Source organism: Kribbella endophytica, assembly GCF_054781295.1.
Map to the genome: position 1 here is coordinate 1,477,044 of NZ_BAAGUR010000002.1, position 15,017 is coordinate 1,492,060.

Consider the following 15,017-nt stretch of genomic DNA (forward strand, 5'->3'; position numbering starts at 1 on the left):
CATGACCTCGCTGGACCTTGTCATCCGGGCTCGCAGGGTCGTCACGCCTGCGGGGGAGCAGTCGCTGGCTGTCGGCGTCGCGGGTGGGCGGATCGCGGTTGTTGCGCCGTACGAGACCGAGCTGAGTGCCGCCCAAGAAGTTGAGCTGGACGACGACGAAGTGCTGATGCCAGGCGTTGTCGACACCCACGTGCACGTCAACGACCCCGGCCGGACCGAGTGGGAAGGTTTCACCAGCGCGACCAAGGCGGCCGCCGCGGGAGGTGTGACGACGATCGTCGACATGCCGCTCAACAGCATTCCGCCGACCTGTGACGTTGCGGCGCTGGAGCTGAAGCGGAAGACGGCCGAGCGGCAGGCGTACGTCGACGTCGGGTTCTGGGGCGGCGCGATTCCCGGCAACCTCGCCGACCTGCGCCCACTCCACGAGGCCGGCGTGTTCGGGTTCAAATGCTTCCTACTGCACTCGGGTGTCGACGAGTTCCCGCCGCTCGATCCCGCCGAGCTCGAGGCCGCGATGCGCGAGCTCGCGACCTTCGACGGTCTGCTGATCGTCCACGCCGAGGACGCGCACCTGATCCAGGCAGCGCCGAGCGGCGCGCAGTACGACGACTTCTTGCACTCGCGTCCCCGCTCAGCCGAGAACGCGGCGGTCGCCGGAGTGATCGCGCTGGCTCGCCGTACGGGCTGCCGGGTGCACATCCTCCACGTCTCCAGCGCCGAAGTCCTCCCGCTGCTGGCCGAAGCCAGAGGCGACGGCGTCAGGATCACCGCGGAGACCTGCCCGCACTACCTGACCTTCTCCTCCGAGGAGATCCCGCCCGGCGCCACGCCGTACAAGTGCTGCCCGCCGATCCGCGAAGCCGCCAACCGCGAGCTGCTCTGGCAGGGCCTGCGCGACGGCCTGATCGACCTGGTCGTCTCGGACCACTCGCCGTCGACGATCGACCTCAAGCACCTCGATACCGGCGACTTCGGTACGGCGTGGGGCGGCATCGCCTCGCTCCAGGTCGCGCTCCCGGCGGTCTGGACGCAGGCGCGCCGCCGCGGCTTCGCGCTCACCGACATCGCCCGCTGGATGAGCCAAGCGCCTGCCGCGCAGGCGGGTCTCACTGAGAAGGGCCGGATCGAGCCCGGCTACGACGCGGACTTCTGCGTCTTCGCCCCCGACGACGCCTTCGTCGTCAACGCGAACACCCTGCAGCACAAGAACGCCGTCACCCCGTACGCCGGATGGCCGCTCGCCGGCGTCGTCCGCCGTACTTGGTTGCGCGGCGCACCTGTCGACATCGACGCCGACCCCACGGGCCGGTTGCTGAATAGAGGAGACCACCGATGAACCAGCCGCGCTACTACTCGCCGGCCGGCGGACACCCCGCGCAGACCGAGCTGACCACCGACCGCGCGGTGTTCACCGAGGCGTACGCCGTGCTGCCGCGCGGCACGATGCGCGACATCGTCACCAGCCAGCTGCCGTTCTGGGACCACACCCGGCTGTGGGTGCTGGCGCGACCGCTGTCGGGGTTCGCCGAGACGTTCTCGCAGTACATCGTGGAGGTCTCGCCTGGTGGGGGCAGTGATCGCCCGGAGACCGATCCTGGCGCGGAGGCCGTGATCTTCGTTGTCGAGGGCAACGTGATCCTCACCGCCGAGGGGGAGAAGCACGAGCTGGCACCCGGCGGGTACGCGTTCCTCCCGCCCGGCACGGACTGGACGCTGCGCAACACCAGCGACCAGGTCGCCCGCTTTCACCTGCTGCGCAAGGCGTACGAACGGATCGACGGCATCGACGTACCGCCGGTGTTCGTCACGAACGAGGTCGAGGTCGAGGGCATCGAAATGCCCGGCACCGAGGGCCGCTGGAAGACCCAGCGCTTCGTCGACCCGACGGACGTCCGGCACGACATGCACGTCAACATCGTCACCTTCGAACCCGGTGGCGTGATCCCGTTCCCCGAGACGCACGTGATGGAACACGGCATCTACGTCCTCGAAGGCAAGGCCGTCTACCTGCTCAACAAGGACTGGGTCGAGGTGCAAGAAGGCGACTTCCTCTGGCTCCGAGCCTTCTGCCCGCAGGCCTGTTACGCCGGCGGCCCAACCCGCTTCCGCTACCTGATCTACAAGGACGTCAACCGCCACCCCCAACTCCCACGCCACTTCGCCTGACAACGAGCGGAGGGTTGGGAGCCGCCGGAGGCTCGCGGAGCGCGCGCCCTCCAGCACCCGCGCCTAGCGCGGGCTGTCCGGCCAGCGCTCCGGCCGATCCTCACCCCACGCGTCGGGCGGCGTCCCCGCCCGGCGCAGGGCCAGGTCGTCAGCCACCGCCTGCAAGCCGATCTCACGGCGCTCCACGTCGATGCTTGCGGCATCCAGTCCAGGCCGGAGTACAAGCTCGCCGTTCGCCTCCACGAACGCCGTGGCGAACGCGGCGTAGACCGGCGGCTCACCGGCCCGCTGCCGGAGGTTGTCCACCACGTGCGCCAGGTGCCGCGGATGAGCTTCTCCGGCCTCGACCCCTGCCCGAAGGAACGGAACGCAGCTCGCCTGGAACCGCAGGTTGTCCGGCGTACCGATGGCCGGCACTCCGGAGCCCGCGTGCTGCAGCAGCAACCACGCGGCGTCGACGCCGTCCTCGCCGACGGCGGATTTCCCGGGCCAGCCGTGCTCGTCCACGACGGCTTGCAACCACCGGACGTTGTCGTGGACAACAGCGAGCACCCGGCGTACAGGCGCTGGCGCAGTCTCGACAGGCGTCCACTCCAGCAGGGCGTACGGCCAAGGGGAGTCCGACGAGCCCTCGAAAGTCGCCTGCCAGGTGTCTGCTTCCGCGAGGAACGCGCCGACGGCGGCTGAGTCGGCGTCGGCACGCGACAGCAGCTCCGCGCGCAGCTTCTCGTCCATCGCGGCAGCCTAAGGCAACGCGCTCTCGACGAACTGTCGGAAGGCCTTCGGTGCGGAGAACATCGGCATGTGGTCGGCGGCGGGAAGCACCACCAGCTGGGCGTACGGCGCCTGAGCTGCCAGGCGCCGGGCCCAGAGTTGGCTGCCCTGGAAGTCGCGTTCGCCGACCAGGATCGATACGGGGACTGTGACCTCGGCGAAGCGGGTCTTGATCGGTGGGTCGAGCTCGGTGCCGCGGTAGGTGTCCATCGTCATCACCCGCGAGTTCGCGATTTGGAGGCCGACCAACAGGCGGCGGTCGGCGACGTCTACCGCGGGGCACCACGCGGCGACGTCGAGGGCGGCGGCGGCCGGGATGCCGTCGGCGGCGAGGACCTTCGCGTGCTGCTCGAAGTGGGCGCGCATCGTCGCCCGGGCGGCTGACTCCTCCGGGCTGGGGTCCGGGAAGTCGGCGAACGATCCCGCTACGACGCACGCGCGGGTGACGCGCTCAGGGTGACGGTGCGCGTAGCCGAGGGCGCGGCGGCCGCCCTCCGACGAGCCGATCAGGACGGCAGCAGAGACGCCAGCGGCGTCCAGTACGGCGGTGAGGTCGTCCAACTCGCCGTACGGCCCGTACGCCGGAGCCGACAACCCGGTGTCGCGGTAGTCCCACGTCGTCACGCGCGCCCGCTCGGCCAGCCACTCGACCGTCGAGTCCCACATCCGCAGGTCGGCGAGGCCGCCGTTGAGCAGGACGACGTCCGGCCCCTCGCCGTGCTGCTCGTAGTACAGGTATCCACCGGGGACGTCGACGAAGTCCTTGATCTGCTCAGTCATGGCCCAAGCCTCGGGCCCGGCCGGGGGAGCGTGCATCGGGAATTCTCCCTATCTGCTGCGCGAGCACCTCGGCGCCGGTGCGGGCCATGACGCCGCGGCGCCCGTGACGGCCCGTCGGCTCATGGGCGTTTAAGGTGATGCTTGTGCCTGATCACTCTCGGAGACCGCGTGTGCTCGACGTCCTCGGCGTTGAGGGGGCCTGGGAGGTGCCGGACGCCTGGATCGACGGCGTGCGGGCGCGGCTTCGCGGGTGGAGCGACGAGGCTGACGCGCTCAGGCCGGGAGTGTTTCCGGAGTTCGTGGACGGTACGCCGGCCGCCGTCTGGTTCGCGCACCAGGTCGCGCCGTTGCTGGCGGGCTGGGTTCCGGTCCTGCGTGGCGAGTACGCCGACTTCGGCGCCGTACTGACGCGGGAGTTCTACCGGCCGCAGGCGCGGATCAGTGGCGACGGGTACGTCGTACGCGTCGGCGCGACCGACTGGCCGCTGCAGGTCGTGTCGGGGACGCGCGGGTTCCCCGAGGAGACGCGGGTGCAGGCGCTGCGGCTGTCGCGGGACGTGGTGAGCCTGTTCGTCGACGCGCCTCCGATGGCGGCGCGGGCGCGGGCGTTGACGACCGCGTTCGACCGGGTGCTCGGGGATCGCGAGGCGACCCGGATGCACGCGGCGGCGGACTACGAGACGATCGCGCAGTTCTGGCGGACCACCGTACTGAGTGACGCGGAGCGGGCGGTGCTGCCCGAGCTGGGAGGGCCGGCGGCGGCGTTGCAGTACTCGCTCGACGCGCTGCGGGACGCCCACGGGAAGTTGTCGGCAGTGATCGCGGACGACGACACGCGGGAGTTCGCGCAGCTGTTGGCGCGGATGATCCGGGCGATCGGGCTGCGCGGCCAGCCGGCGGCGGTCGGGCAGGTTCTCGGCGTCGCCGGATGGGACGTCGAGTACGCGATCGCGGACCTGGAGAAGAAGGGCTTCGACCCACAGCGCTGGCTGAAGCGGAACACGGCGTGGCTCGGGCGCGCGGTCGCCGACGGCCAGGAGGGCCTGGCGCGGACCTGGGCGGCCGCTGCGACGCGGGTGTCGGTGCACCTGGCCGGCGTACTGGAGCGTGGGGCGTGGCCGGAGCCGGAGGTGCCGGACCTGGGCGCGTTCTTCCGGCTGCTGGAGCGTCCGGCGGCGGTGGACGAGTCGATCAAGCTGGTCTGGGGCGAGAAGAAGGCCGAGGCCGCCGTACCAACGCCCGAGCCGAAGCCTGCAGAGCCGAAGTCTGCAGAGCCGAAAGCCGCTGAGCCCAAGCCCGTCCAGCCCAAGCCCGTCGAGCCCAAGCCCGTCGAGCCGAAAGCGGAAGAGCTGAAGCCCGTCGAGCCCAAGGCCGAGAATCTGATCCTCCCCGAGCCGATTCCCGCCAACGCCGGCGCGATGGCCGAGCTCGACGCGCTCGTCGGGCTGGAGTCGGTCAAGGACTCGGTCCGCCGGATGGTCGCCGAGATCAAGACCAACCTGCGCCGCCAGGAGTTCGGCCTGCCCGCGCAGGAGCGCGCCCGGCACATGGTGTTCGTCGGCAAGCCCGGTACGGCGAAGACGACGATCGCTCGGTTGCTGGCCCGGATCTACAAGGAGCTCGGCGTCCTCGAGAGCGGCCATGTCGTCGAGGTCGACCGCTCCGACCTGGTCGGGCCGACGGTCGGTACGACGGCGCCGATGACCGCGGCCAAGTTCCGCGAGGCGCTCGGCGGGGTGCTGTTCGTCGACGAGGCGTACACGCTCGTCCCTGAGGGGCAGCCGGGCGACTTCGGCCTCGAGGCCGTCGCCACGATCCTGAAGATGATGGAGGACCACCGCGACAAGTGCGTGGTGATCGTCGCCGGGTACCACCGCGAGATGCAGCGCTTCATGGAGTCCAACACGGGTCTGCAGTCGCGGTTCCCGAAGCTGCTGTCGTTCGCCGAGTACGACACCAACCAGCTGGTCGCGATCTTCGAGCTGCAGGCCCGCCAGCAGGGCATGGCCTACACGCAGGAGGTCCTGGACCGGGTCCGCAAGGTGATCCCGCCCGCGCCGCGAGGCCACAACTTCGGCAACGGCCGCTTCATCCGCAACCTGCTCGAGGAAGCGATCTCCAACCAGGCGACCCGCCTGGCCCGCCGCGACCCCGACACCCTGACCGAGCGCGACCTGCGCGAACTCCTGCCGGAGGACGTCAAACCGGCCGCGTCGATGCGCGCCGAGGACTACCTCCTGCAGAAGCCCGGAACCTGACCGGTCGGCCGGCGTACTGCGGTCAGATCCCCGGGACTCGCTCGCCCTCGCGCACCGGGCCCGGGGGAGTGCCCTTGCCGAACGGCTCGCCGCCGAGTGCCTCGCGACCGTGCGGCATCTGCCAGTTCACGAGCTCGGGACCCTTCGGGACGATCTGGTTCGGGTTGATCGAGGTGTGCACGAGGTAGTAGTGCTGCTTGATCTGCTCGAAGTCGATCGTGTCGCCGAAGCCCGGCGTCTGGAAGAGATCGCGCGCGTACGCCCACAGCACCGGCAGTTCGCTGAGCTTGTTGCGGTTGCACTTGAAGTGCCCGTGGTACACCGGATCGAAGCGGACCAGCGTCGTGAACAGCCGGATGTCGGCCTCGGTGATCGAGTCGCCGACCAGGTACCGACGGTCGATCAGCCGGTCCGACAGCCAGTCCAGCGCCGCGAAGAGCTTGTCGTACGCCGTCTCGTACGCCTGCTGCGAGCCGGCGAACCCGCACTCGTACACCGCGTTGTTGACGTCGGTGTAGATGCGCTCGGCAACTTCGTCGATCTCGTCCCGTAACGTCTCCGGGTACAGGTCGGGCGCGCCGTCGCGGTGGTACGCCGTCCACTCCGTCGACAGGTCGAGCGTCATCGGCGCGAAGTCGTTGGTGACCACGGCACCGGTCGTCTCGTCGACGATCGCGGGCACGGTGATGCCCTTCGGGTAGTGCGGGTCGCGCTTGAGGTAGGCGTCCTGCAGCCGCGGGATCTTCAGGACCGGGTCGACCCCGCCCGGATCGAGGTCGAACGTCCAGCTCCGCTCGTCGTGCGTCGGGCCGCAGAAGCCGATCGACAGCACGTCCTCGAGCCCGAGCAGCCGCCGGACGATGATCGCGCGGTTCGCCCACGGGCAGGCCCGCGCGACCACGAGCCGGTAGCGGCCCGGCTCCACTGCGAAGCCGTCGCGGCCGTCCGCGGTGATGCGCGTGGCGATGTAGTCGGTGTCACGGTCGAACTCGTCGTTGGAGGGCACCCTCTCAGAGTTACCCACCAACGACGAGTTCACTCGGTCAGGCGGTGAGGCGCAGGTAATCCACGTTGAAACCGCCGGTCTCGCAGAACACCGTCAGGTCCTGCTCACCCGCCGGCAGCGTGATCTGAGCGGTCACCGACTGGTACGTCGCCCAGCCGCCGGTGTCCGGGATCGACACCTTGGCGAGCACGGCCCCGGTCGAGTCCCGCAGGGAAACGGCGTCAGGGGCAACAGCCCCGGTCCCGTTCGCCGCCCGGAACTCGACCTGGTACGTCGCCGCCTGCGGCACGTCGAGCCGGTACTGCAGCCAGTTCCCCGCCGCCGTCCAGCCGACGTTCTTGCCGCCGCTGGCCGACGGGTTGGTCTCGACGAAGTTCGCGCCGCCGTCGGTCCAGCCGTGTTGCGCGACGTACGCCTCGGCCTCGACCTTCTCGCCGATCGGCGTGCCCTTGGCGTTGACCGTGATGTGCAGCGTCACTTCGTCGTACGCCGCACCGTCGGTGACGCGGATCTTGACGTCCTGCTTCCCGGCCGTTGTCGGACGCAACGTCACCAGGCCGCTGCGCGCGTCGAGGCTGACGCCGGCGGGCAGGTCCTTGGCGTAGTACGCGAGCCGGTCGCGGTCCCGATCGGTCGCGGACAGCTGGACCTCGGTGGTCGCGTACTGGTCGGCGACGACCTCCGGCACGTCCTTCAGCACGGGCGCGCGGTTGTGATGCGCTGAGGGCACGTCGCCCTTCCAGCGGTACGTCGCGAACGAGTTCGCGGGCACGGTCGCCGTGAAGGACTTCCCCGCGAGCAGGACCTTGACCGTCGTCGGGGTCGCGTTGGAGTTGCCCAGGATCGCGACGAAGCCGTCGCCGCGGTCCTTGTAGACGACGTTGCTGACACCGTTGCTCGTGGCACTGGACTCGACCCGCGTGTGCTCCGGCCCGAGGTACTTGGCGAACTGGCCCATCGCGTAGAGCTCGTCCCGCACCGTGAACGTGCGAGCGGTGGTGTCGACCTTGACCAGGCGGTTCGGCCACTTGGTTGTCCGGCCGACCTCCTCCCAGTCGATGTTGTTGTCGCGGGCCGGCGTCCAGTGCAGCGTGCCGCCGTCCTGGTCGGTGGTCTGCGCCCACATCACGTACGACGACGCGTCCAGCCGGAAGTAGTTCAGGATCGTGGCCGGGTTGAGGTCGCTGGTCTCGGTCATGTGCACCGGCTTGCCGGTCTGCTCGTACGCGTCCCGCATCACCGTGGGATCACCCCAGTACGGGTGGAACGCGATCGCGTCGCTGGCCTGCTTGGTCTTCGGGTCGTCGAAGATCCGGTAGTAGTTCTTGGTCTCGGTGCTGTTCGGGTCGCGCCAGTCGAAGAAGTTGAAGTCGTGCACGTAGAGCTCGGTGCCGAGCCCCGCGCGACGGACCTCGCGCTTGATCGCGACCGCGAGCTTCTGCTGCTGCTCGACGCTGATGTCCATCGCGGGGTAGACCACGTCGATGCCCGGCTCGTTCAGCAGGGTCAGCGCGTCGACCTTCACGCCGTACTTCGCGTAGGCCTGGATGTACTTGACGTAGTACTTGGCGAACACGTCGATGCAGTCGTCGCGCAGCTTGCCGACCTGGTAGTACGACGTGGTGCTGCCGGGCTTGAGCGCGACCTCGCCGGTGAACCGGTTGTTGGTCTTCATCCAGGCCGGCGCGCTCCACGCCGAGGCGAAGAACGTCGCCCGCGGGTTGTAGCGCTGGATCAGCTTGATCGTGTCGATGATGTGCGCGTCGACGTCGCGCTTGATCGAGAAGTGCTTGAGGCCGAAGTCCTCGCTGACACCGGCGGGCAGTTCGTCGTACGACCAGAACGGGAGGTGCTCGATCAGGTCCGGGCTGCCGATGGTCAGCCGGAAGCGGTCGAAGCCGGCGCCCTTCTTCGGGTCGACCAGCAGGCGGATCGCACGGTCGCGCTCGGCAGGGGTCAGCTTCCACAGGTTCGAGACGCTGGTCTCGTCGAGCGAGAAGCCGATGCCGGTGTACTTCTGCCGCAGGGTGCTCGGGTCGACGACGACGGTCGCGTCGGCGGCCCCGCCCTCGTCGCGCGTCACGTGCGTGGTCGGCAGCGGCTGCCAGGCGTGCTCGGGGCCGCTGGAGTAGGTGCCGGTGACGGCGGCGCCACGGTCGGGCCGGCCGGCGGTCGCCGGCAGCCCAGCGGCGGCCAGCACACTGCCGGTCGCCAGCGCGACGACAACCGCCGCGGAGATGGAACGCCTCACGAAACCTCCTGAAACTGGGGCGGAAAGCGCTTGCATCCCGGACGCTACCGGCGGCAGGCGCATTCCACACCCCCTCTGCGGTTCCGGAACTTAGCGGCAGCACCCGACAAGCCGACCTTGTGCACCGCCCAGCCACGTTTCGCCGTGAGCTCTGGCGGAGCGGTGCTCAAAGTCGAGATCTCGCCGCCGCCCCTGGGGTCGACCTTGTGCACCGCTCAGCCACGGTTCGCCGTGAATGGCGGCGGAGCGGTGCTCAAGGTCGTGTGATTCAGGGGCGGCCGTAGGACTCGAGGAGGCGGAGCCAAATTTCACTGATCGTCGGGAAGGCCGGTACGGCGTGCCAGAGGCGGTCCAGGGGGACCTCGGCGACGATCGCGATGGTTGCTGCGTGCAACAGTTCGCCGACGTCGGGGCCGGCCAGGGTGAGACCGAGGAGGACCTTGCGCTGCTCGTCGACGACCATGCGGGCGCGGCCGGCGTACTGGTCGGCGTGGAGCTTGGAGCCGGAGACCTGACCGAGGTCGTAGTCGACGGTCCGGATCTCGTAGCCCTGCTCGATGGCGGCGGCCGCGGTGAGGCCGACCGACGCGATCTCGGGGTCGGCGAAGACGACCTGCGGTACGGCGCGGTGGTCGGCCGTCGCCACATGCGTTCCCCACGCTCCGTCGGAGACCGCCCTACCCTGGGCGCGCGCCGCGATGACGTCACCGGCTGCGCGGGCCTGGTACTTGCCCTGGTGGGTGACGAGCGCCCGCCGCGTCACGTCGCCGACGGCGTACAGCCAGTCGAAACCACGGACCAGCATCGTGTCGTCGACGTCGATCCAGCTGCCCGGTTCGAGCCCGACGACATCGAGGCCGATGTCGCCGGTCCGCGGGCGGCGCCCGGTCGCGGCCAGCACCTCGTCGGCCTCGATCACGGTCCCGTCCGCGGTCTCGATCGTCACCCCGACCGCCGTATCTCCGCCGTCCGCGGTGCGATCCCCGCCGTCCACCGCGTGACCTCCGCCATCCGCGGAGCGATCTCCGCCACTCGCCGCCTGGCTTCCGCCGTTCGCTGTACGGCGAACGCGCGTGACCGCGGCGCCGAGCAGCACTCGGACGCCCTGCGATGTGAGCGACTCGGCCAGCAGCTCACCCACGAACGGCTCCGAGCTCGTGAGCAGACCGCGCTCGGCGATCAGCGTGACCTCTGCGCCGAACCCGGCGTACGCCGTCGCCATCTCGACGCCGACGACCCCGCCGCCGATGATCGCGAGCCGGCCCGGGACCTCCTTGGCGCTGGTCGCCTCGCGGCTCGTCCACGGCTCCGCCGCGCGCAGCCCCTCGATGTCCGGCACGAACGCGTCGGACCCCGTCGAGATCGCGACCGCGTGCCGAGCCGTCAGGACCCGCTCGGTCCCGTCGGCCGCGGTGACCGTGACCTCGCGGACCGCGCTGATTCTGCCGTGGCCGCGGACGAGCGCGATCCCGGCCTGGTCGACCCAGACGCTCTGGCCGGCGTCCGACCAGTGGTCGACGAAGTCGCTGCGCCGTTCGAGGATCTCCGGTACGTCGAGCCTCCCGGCCTCAACGCCACGCACGGCCGCGGCGGCGCGCTGCGCCAGGACCGGTCGCAGCAGCGCCTTCGACGGTTCGCAGGCCCAGTACGAGCACTCACCGCCGACGAGCTCCACCTCGACGAGTGCGACGGTCAGGCCGCCCTGGACCGCCCGGTCGGCGACGTTCTCACCGACCGGGCCACTGCCGACGACGATGACGTCGTACTCGTTGGTCACCGGATCAGCGCCCCGGCGCCCGGTTCACGATCTCCTGCAGGAACCAGCCGTTGCCGTCCGGGTCCTCGAACGACAGCCACGACCCGTAGTCGCGGCGGTCGGCGTCCGGGCCGTCCACGCGGTTCGCCGTACCGGCGTGGTGGAAGACGCCGTCGGCGTCGTGCCACACCTCGGAGACGTCGATGCCGAGCCCGAGCAGGTGCTCGCGGGCCGCGACGACGTCCTTGACCGTGAGCTGCAGGCCCTGCAGCGAGCCGGGCTCACCGTTCGTGACGCCGGTGCCGAAGATGATCGAGCACTCCGAACCCGGCGGCGTGAACTGCACGACCCGGAAGCCGTCGCCGACCGAGAAGTCGGCGTCCTCGCGCCACTGCAGCTGCTGGTAGAACGCCTTGGCCTTGTCGACGTCCGCGACCGGTACCACCACGACCTCGAGCTTGAAGTCCACCGCTTGATCTCCTGTCGATGCTGGACCCGCACGCGCGCGCCCAGGGTCGACGGTGGCACGGCGGTGTTGACGTCTTGTGCTCGTCCTGTGCACGCCGTCTTTCAAGGAAGCAGACCGTCCGGGAAGGCCGTTACGGTCGTGATCATGGAGATGATGACGGGCGAGCAGATCGCCGCCGCGCAGCTGACCGACTGGCGCAAACTGGGACAGGGCATCCACGCCCGCTACGTGATCGACGACTTCGGCGCCGGCGCTCGGTTCGTGGCCGCCATTGCCGAGGCCGGTACGGCGTTCGGCCACCAGCCGCGGGTGACGCTGGGCAACACGTTCGTGGATCTCAAGCTGATCAGCGAGGACGCGGTGTACGCCGTCGACGGCGTCGAGCACGTGGTCGACTACACGACGCGTAAGGACCTCGACTTCGCGCAGCAGATCACCGACCTCGCGGCTGCGCAGGGCCTGAAGGCCGACCCCGCCGGGATCACCACGATCGAGCTGGCGCTCGACACGGCGAACGCGGCGAAGCTCGCGCCGATGTGGGCCGCCCTGCTCACCGGCGACACCGACGCCGTCGGCCGCGGGAGCGTCTCGTCCGACGTCCGCGACGCGACCGGGCGGGTCCCGATCCTGTGGTTCCAGGACACCGACGAGCACGAGACGCCGCGGCAGCGGTTCCACCTCGACGTCTGGGTTGCTGCCGAGTACGCCGAGCAGCGCATCGCCGCAGCCGTCGCCGCCGGCGGCGTCATCGTCGACGACAGCGAGGCTCCGTCGTACGTCGTACTAGCCGATGCCGACGGCAACAAAGCCTGCGTCTGCACGGACTCCCTCGGCGTCAGCCGGTAGCGCCGCGCAGGTAGCTGCCCGTTACTGCAACAAGCTGCAGAACAAGGGGTTTGCAGCAACGTGCAGTGCCCTAGGCCTATGCCGACAGGGGCGCGGTTCATAGCTTCGAGCTGTTCACTTTCCAGCTCGAGGAGAATGTATGAAGAACCTTCGCAAGGTCGCGTCGCTGTTGGCAGTGGCGCCGCTGGCGATCACGGGACTGGTCGCGTCGACCGGCGCCGCCTCAGCCGCTGTAGTGGTGCCGCCGGGCAAGGCCGGTCACACCTGCAGCGGCTACAAGTACGCGGATTCCCTCCACCAGCGCTACTGGCAGACCTGCGCGTGGGCCGACCACCAGTACGTCTGGTTCACGGTCAACTTCGGCAACTCCAGCGACGTCAGCTGGAATCCGTCCTCGACGGTGTGGAGCTACATCAAGGCGACAAGGCCCGGCGCGTGCGTCAAGGCGCACGAGGAGTTCTTCGAGGTCAAGTCGCACGACACCGCCGGCACCGAGCGGATCAAGTGCGTCCTCACCCGGGTGCCCGGGGCGTACGCCTCGGTCGGGAAGGTCTCGTACACCAGCAGCACCGGCTACGTCGAGCAGCACAGCCCAACCTTGCAGGTTCAGTAGTCGGCCAGGAGTTCTGACGCCGGCGAACGACGGGAAGCCGTCGTGATGGTCGCGGTGGTGATGACGGCGGCGGTGACGGCCACCGTCAGCCAGCCCGAGGTGTGGTTCACGCCTGGGCCTACGGCGGTGGCGATTCCCACGCCGAGGGCGACCATCACGGCGGTGCCGAGTTGGGCGGCGGTGTTGAGGAGGCCGGCGGCGGACGCCTGTTCGTCCGCCGGGACGTCGGTGCCCAGCGTGTACGCGGCGACCGCGCCGAGGCCGTTGCCGAGTCCGCTGAGGACGAGTGCGACGACCATCGTCGGGATCTCCGGAGCGAGGACGACGCCCAGTGCGCCGAGGCCGATCAGGGTCAGCCCGACGACGAGGATCCGGCGCGCGCCGCGTTTCACCAGGCGGGCGGCGAGCGTGGCGCCGAGCACGACGGCGAAGCTGAACGGCAGGATCATCAGCCCGGCCGCTCCTGGGCTCAGGCCGCGGGCGTCCTGGAACCACAGCGTCGTGACCACGATGAACGTGCTGGTGGTCGCCGTGATCCCGAAGGACCCGATCACCCCACCGGCCGTGCCGGGCCGCCGCCAGATGCCGGGCGGGATCAGCGGACTCCTCGTCGACCGTTCCCGCAGGACCAGGACCGGAACCAGAGCAATCGCCAGTACGGCGAGCAGCCCCGCCGCAAGCCAGGAACTCCCCACCGCGTTGGCGGCAGCGACGACTGCGCTGACGGACAGCACCTGGAGCACCACCGACCGGGCGTTCAGCGGCGTCGGCGTACGAGTCTCTGCCGAACGAACCAGCCAAACGATCGCCAGAGCCAGTACGGCGGTCGCCGCGAGGTTCGCCCAGAAGATCACCCGCCACCCGATGCTCCCGGTGACCAGTCCGCCGATCAGCAGGCCCGACGCGCCGGCCAACCCACCGGTCGCGTTCCATGCCGCCAACGCCCGATTGCGTGATCGGCCCGGTTCGGTCGCCCCGATCAGCAGGACCAGGGCGTTCGGGATGCTGATCGCCGCGGCAACGCCCTGCAGGAGACGACCGGCGACGAGCCAACTGACGGCCGGCGCGACAGCGCACAGGATCGATCCGAGCGCGAACACGGCGAGCCCGGCCAGCAGCACCCGGCGAGGACCTCGCGCGTCGCCGAGTCGGGGCACCGAGCAGCAACAGCCCGCCGAAGCCCACGGCGTACGCCGGAACGAGAAGGCCGGCCTGCGTCGGCGAGCCCTGCAGGTCGGCCAGCATCCGCGGCAGCGCGGCGACGACGACAGTGACGCCCATGACGTCGACGAACTGCACCCCGCAGATGACGGCTGTCCGCGCTCGTTCCCGGTTCATCCTTCGACACTAGATAACGCTTTTTGATCGGTAAAGCATTAGCGTGTCGCGCTAGACTGCGACGATGGACGACGTGCCGAGCTGGACCTGGCTGGAGGGCTGGCCCGCGCTCGACTTCGTCAACACGGTGATCCGCCGGGGCTGGACCGAGCTGGAGCTGATCCGGTCGCCGGTCGATCTGGACTCCTGGCTGGACGCCGCCGCGTTGCCCGCGCCGCGCCCGGCGAAGGTGACCGCGCGCGATGTCGCGGACTTCCTCGCCGTACGGGATCCGGCCCTGCGGCTGCTGCGGGCAGCGAGTGGGCACGGCGAGTGGGAGGCGGCCGATGCTGCCGTACTGAACGAAGCGCTGGCGGCGGCGCCGGAGGTGCTGGCTCTCGGAGATGCCCCGGGGGTGGCCGAGGCGAGGCCGGTCGGGTCGCCTCGGCCGTTCACGTTGCTGCTGGCGCGGCTGGCCGGTGAGGTGCGGGACGTACTGGTCGCGGGACCGAGCGAACTGGCGTTGTGCGATGCGCCGGGCTGCGGGCAGCTCTTCTTCCAGCGACGTCGCAACCAGGCGTGGTGCGGTACGCCGTGTGGCAACCGGGCGCGGGTCGCCCGGCACCACGGCAAGGACCGCACCGAAAGCTGACGCGTCTTCGGGCGAGATCAACGCCTATGCTGCGTGTCGACCAGGTGGCCGACGTGATCGATGTCGGACGCGGCGCCATGGACTCGCTGGGGGATCAGCCGCTAGCCCGCGCGACCGCTCCGTGGG

13 protein-coding genes are annotated in these 15,017 nt (G+C 69.9%); 6 read left to right on the forward strand and 7 right to left on the reverse strand.

Annotated elements, in window-relative coordinates; all coding sequences use genetic code 11:
- The first annotated feature begins 1 nt into the window (after position 1).
- Both allB and ACYVIO_RS25355 read left to right on the forward strand, forming a co-directional pair.
- Positions 2-1,339, forward strand: a complete 1,338-nt coding sequence (allB, locus tag ACYVIO_RS25350; RefSeq protein WP_460653363.1) for an allantoinase AllB — start codon at positions 2-4, stop codon at positions 1,337-1,339.
- On the forward strand, positions 1,336-2,169 hold the full coding sequence (locus tag ACYVIO_RS25355) for a bifunctional allantoicase/(S)-ureidoglycine aminohydrolase (protein WP_460653364.1): 834 nt from the start codon (positions 1,336-1,338) through the stop codon (positions 2,167-2,169). Before allB ends, ACYVIO_RS25355 begins: the two co-directional genes overlap by 4 nt.
- A 63-nt stretch (positions 2,170-2,232) precedes the next feature.
- Here ACYVIO_RS25355 and ACYVIO_RS25360 read toward each other — a convergent pair whose 3' ends face one another.
- Both ACYVIO_RS25360 and ACYVIO_RS25365 read right to left on the reverse strand, forming a co-directional pair.
- Positions 2,233-2,904: a DUF6624 domain-containing protein gene (locus ACYVIO_RS25360; RefSeq protein WP_460653365.1), complete on the reverse strand. Its 672-nt coding sequence runs from the start codon at positions 2,902-2,904 to the stop codon at positions 2,233-2,235.
- A 9-nt stretch (positions 2,905-2,913) separates the two neighbouring features.
- Complete coding sequence (locus tag ACYVIO_RS25365) at positions 2,914-3,723, reverse strand: alpha/beta fold hydrolase (protein WP_460653366.1); 810 nt, start codon at positions 3,721-3,723, stop codon at positions 2,914-2,916.
- 170 nt (positions 3,724-3,893) lie between these two features.
- On the opposite strand from ACYVIO_RS25365, the gene ACYVIO_RS25370 reads away from it, so the two are divergent.
- A complete protein-coding gene (locus ACYVIO_RS25370; protein ID WP_460653367.1) occupies positions 3,894-5,981 on the forward strand; it encodes an AAA family ATPase in 2,088 nt (695 codons plus the stop codon).
- Positions 5,982-6,003: 22 nt separating this feature from the next.
- Here the strand turns inward: ACYVIO_RS25370 and ACYVIO_RS25375 are convergent, their stop codons facing one another.
- The 4 genes from ACYVIO_RS25375 to ACYVIO_RS25390 all read right to left on the reverse strand — a co-directional run bounded on the left by ACYVIO_RS25375 (position 6,004) and on the right by ACYVIO_RS25390 (position 11,463).
- Positions 6,004-6,987 (reverse strand): glutathione S-transferase family protein, encoded by a 984-nt coding sequence (locus ACYVIO_RS25375; RefSeq protein ID WP_460653368.1) that lies wholly within the window; start codon positions 6,985-6,987, stop codon positions 6,004-6,006.
- Positions 6,988-7,024: 37 nt separating this feature from the next.
- Positions 7,025-9,238, reverse strand: coding sequence for a carbohydrate-binding protein (locus ACYVIO_RS25380; RefSeq protein ID WP_460653369.1), 2,214 nt, complete (start codon positions 9,236-9,238; stop codon positions 7,025-7,027).
- Positions 9,239-9,506: 268 nt separating this feature from the next.
- Positions 9,507-11,015: a dihydrolipoyl dehydrogenase family protein gene (locus ACYVIO_RS25385; protein WP_460653370.1), complete on the reverse strand. Its 1,509-nt coding sequence runs from the start codon at positions 11,013-11,015 to the stop codon at positions 9,507-9,509.
- A gap of 4 nt (positions 11,016-11,019) precedes the next feature.
- Positions 11,020-11,463, reverse strand: coding sequence for a VOC family protein (locus tag ACYVIO_RS25390; RefSeq protein WP_460653371.1), 444 nt, complete (start codon positions 11,461-11,463; stop codon positions 11,020-11,022).
- Between the two features lie 144 nt (positions 11,464-11,607).
- Between ACYVIO_RS25390 and ACYVIO_RS25395 the strand changes: the two genes are divergently transcribed.
- Together ACYVIO_RS25395 and ACYVIO_RS25400 are read left to right on the forward strand one after the other, a co-directional pair.
- Complete coding sequence (locus ACYVIO_RS25395) at positions 11,608-12,309, forward strand: VOC family protein (RefSeq protein ID WP_460653372.1); 702 nt, start codon at positions 11,608-11,610, stop codon at positions 12,307-12,309.
- A 139-nt stretch (positions 12,310-12,448) separates the two neighbouring features.
- Positions 12,449-12,922, forward strand: coding sequence for a hypothetical protein (locus ACYVIO_RS25400; protein WP_460653373.1), 474 nt, complete (start codon positions 12,449-12,451; stop codon positions 12,920-12,922).
- Here ACYVIO_RS25400 and ACYVIO_RS25405 read toward each other — a convergent pair.
- Positions 12,916-14,079 carry an MFS transporter gene (locus ACYVIO_RS25405; protein WP_460653374.1) on the reverse strand — a complete coding sequence of 388 codons (1,164 nt, stop codon included), beginning with the start codon at positions 14,077-14,079 and terminating at the stop codon, positions 12,916-12,918. The two genes, ACYVIO_RS25400 and ACYVIO_RS25405, sit on opposite strands and share 7 nt — an antisense overlap.
- A gap of 245 nt (positions 14,080-14,324) precedes the next feature.
- Here ACYVIO_RS25405 and ACYVIO_RS25410 point away from each other — a divergent pair, with 245 nt between their 5' ends.
- Complete coding sequence (locus ACYVIO_RS25410) at positions 14,325-14,891, forward strand: CGNR zinc finger domain-containing protein (protein WP_460653375.1); 567 nt, start codon at positions 14,325-14,327, stop codon at positions 14,889-14,891.
- Positions 14,892-15,017: the final 126 nt, after the last annotated feature.

Coding starts and splice junctions, on each gene's coding strand:
- allB (WP_460653363.1), top strand. CDS start 2: ATGACCTCGCTGGACCTTGTCATCCGGGCTCGCAGGGTCGTCACGCCT.
- ACYVIO_RS25355 (WP_460653364.1), top strand. CDS start 1,336: ATGAACCAGCCGCGCTACTACTCGCCGGCCGGCGGACACCCCGCGCAG.
- ACYVIO_RS25360 (WP_460653365.1), bottom strand. CDS start 2,904: ATGGACGAGAAGCTGCGCGCGGAGCTGCTGTCGCGTGCCGACGCCGAC.
- ACYVIO_RS25365 (WP_460653366.1), bottom strand. CDS start 3,723: ATGACTGAGCAGATCAAGGACTTCGTCGACGTCCCCGGTGGATACCTG.
- ACYVIO_RS25395 (WP_460653372.1), top strand. CDS start 11,608: ATGGAGATGATGACGGGCGAGCAGATCGCCGCCGCGCAGCTGACCGAC.
- ACYVIO_RS25400 (WP_460653373.1), top strand. CDS start 12,449: ATGAAGAACCTTCGCAAGGTCGCGTCGCTGTTGGCAGTGGCGCCGCTG.
- ACYVIO_RS25410 (WP_460653375.1), top strand. CDS start 14,325: ATGGACGACGTGCCGAGCTGGACCTGGCTGGAGGGCTGGCCCGCGCTC.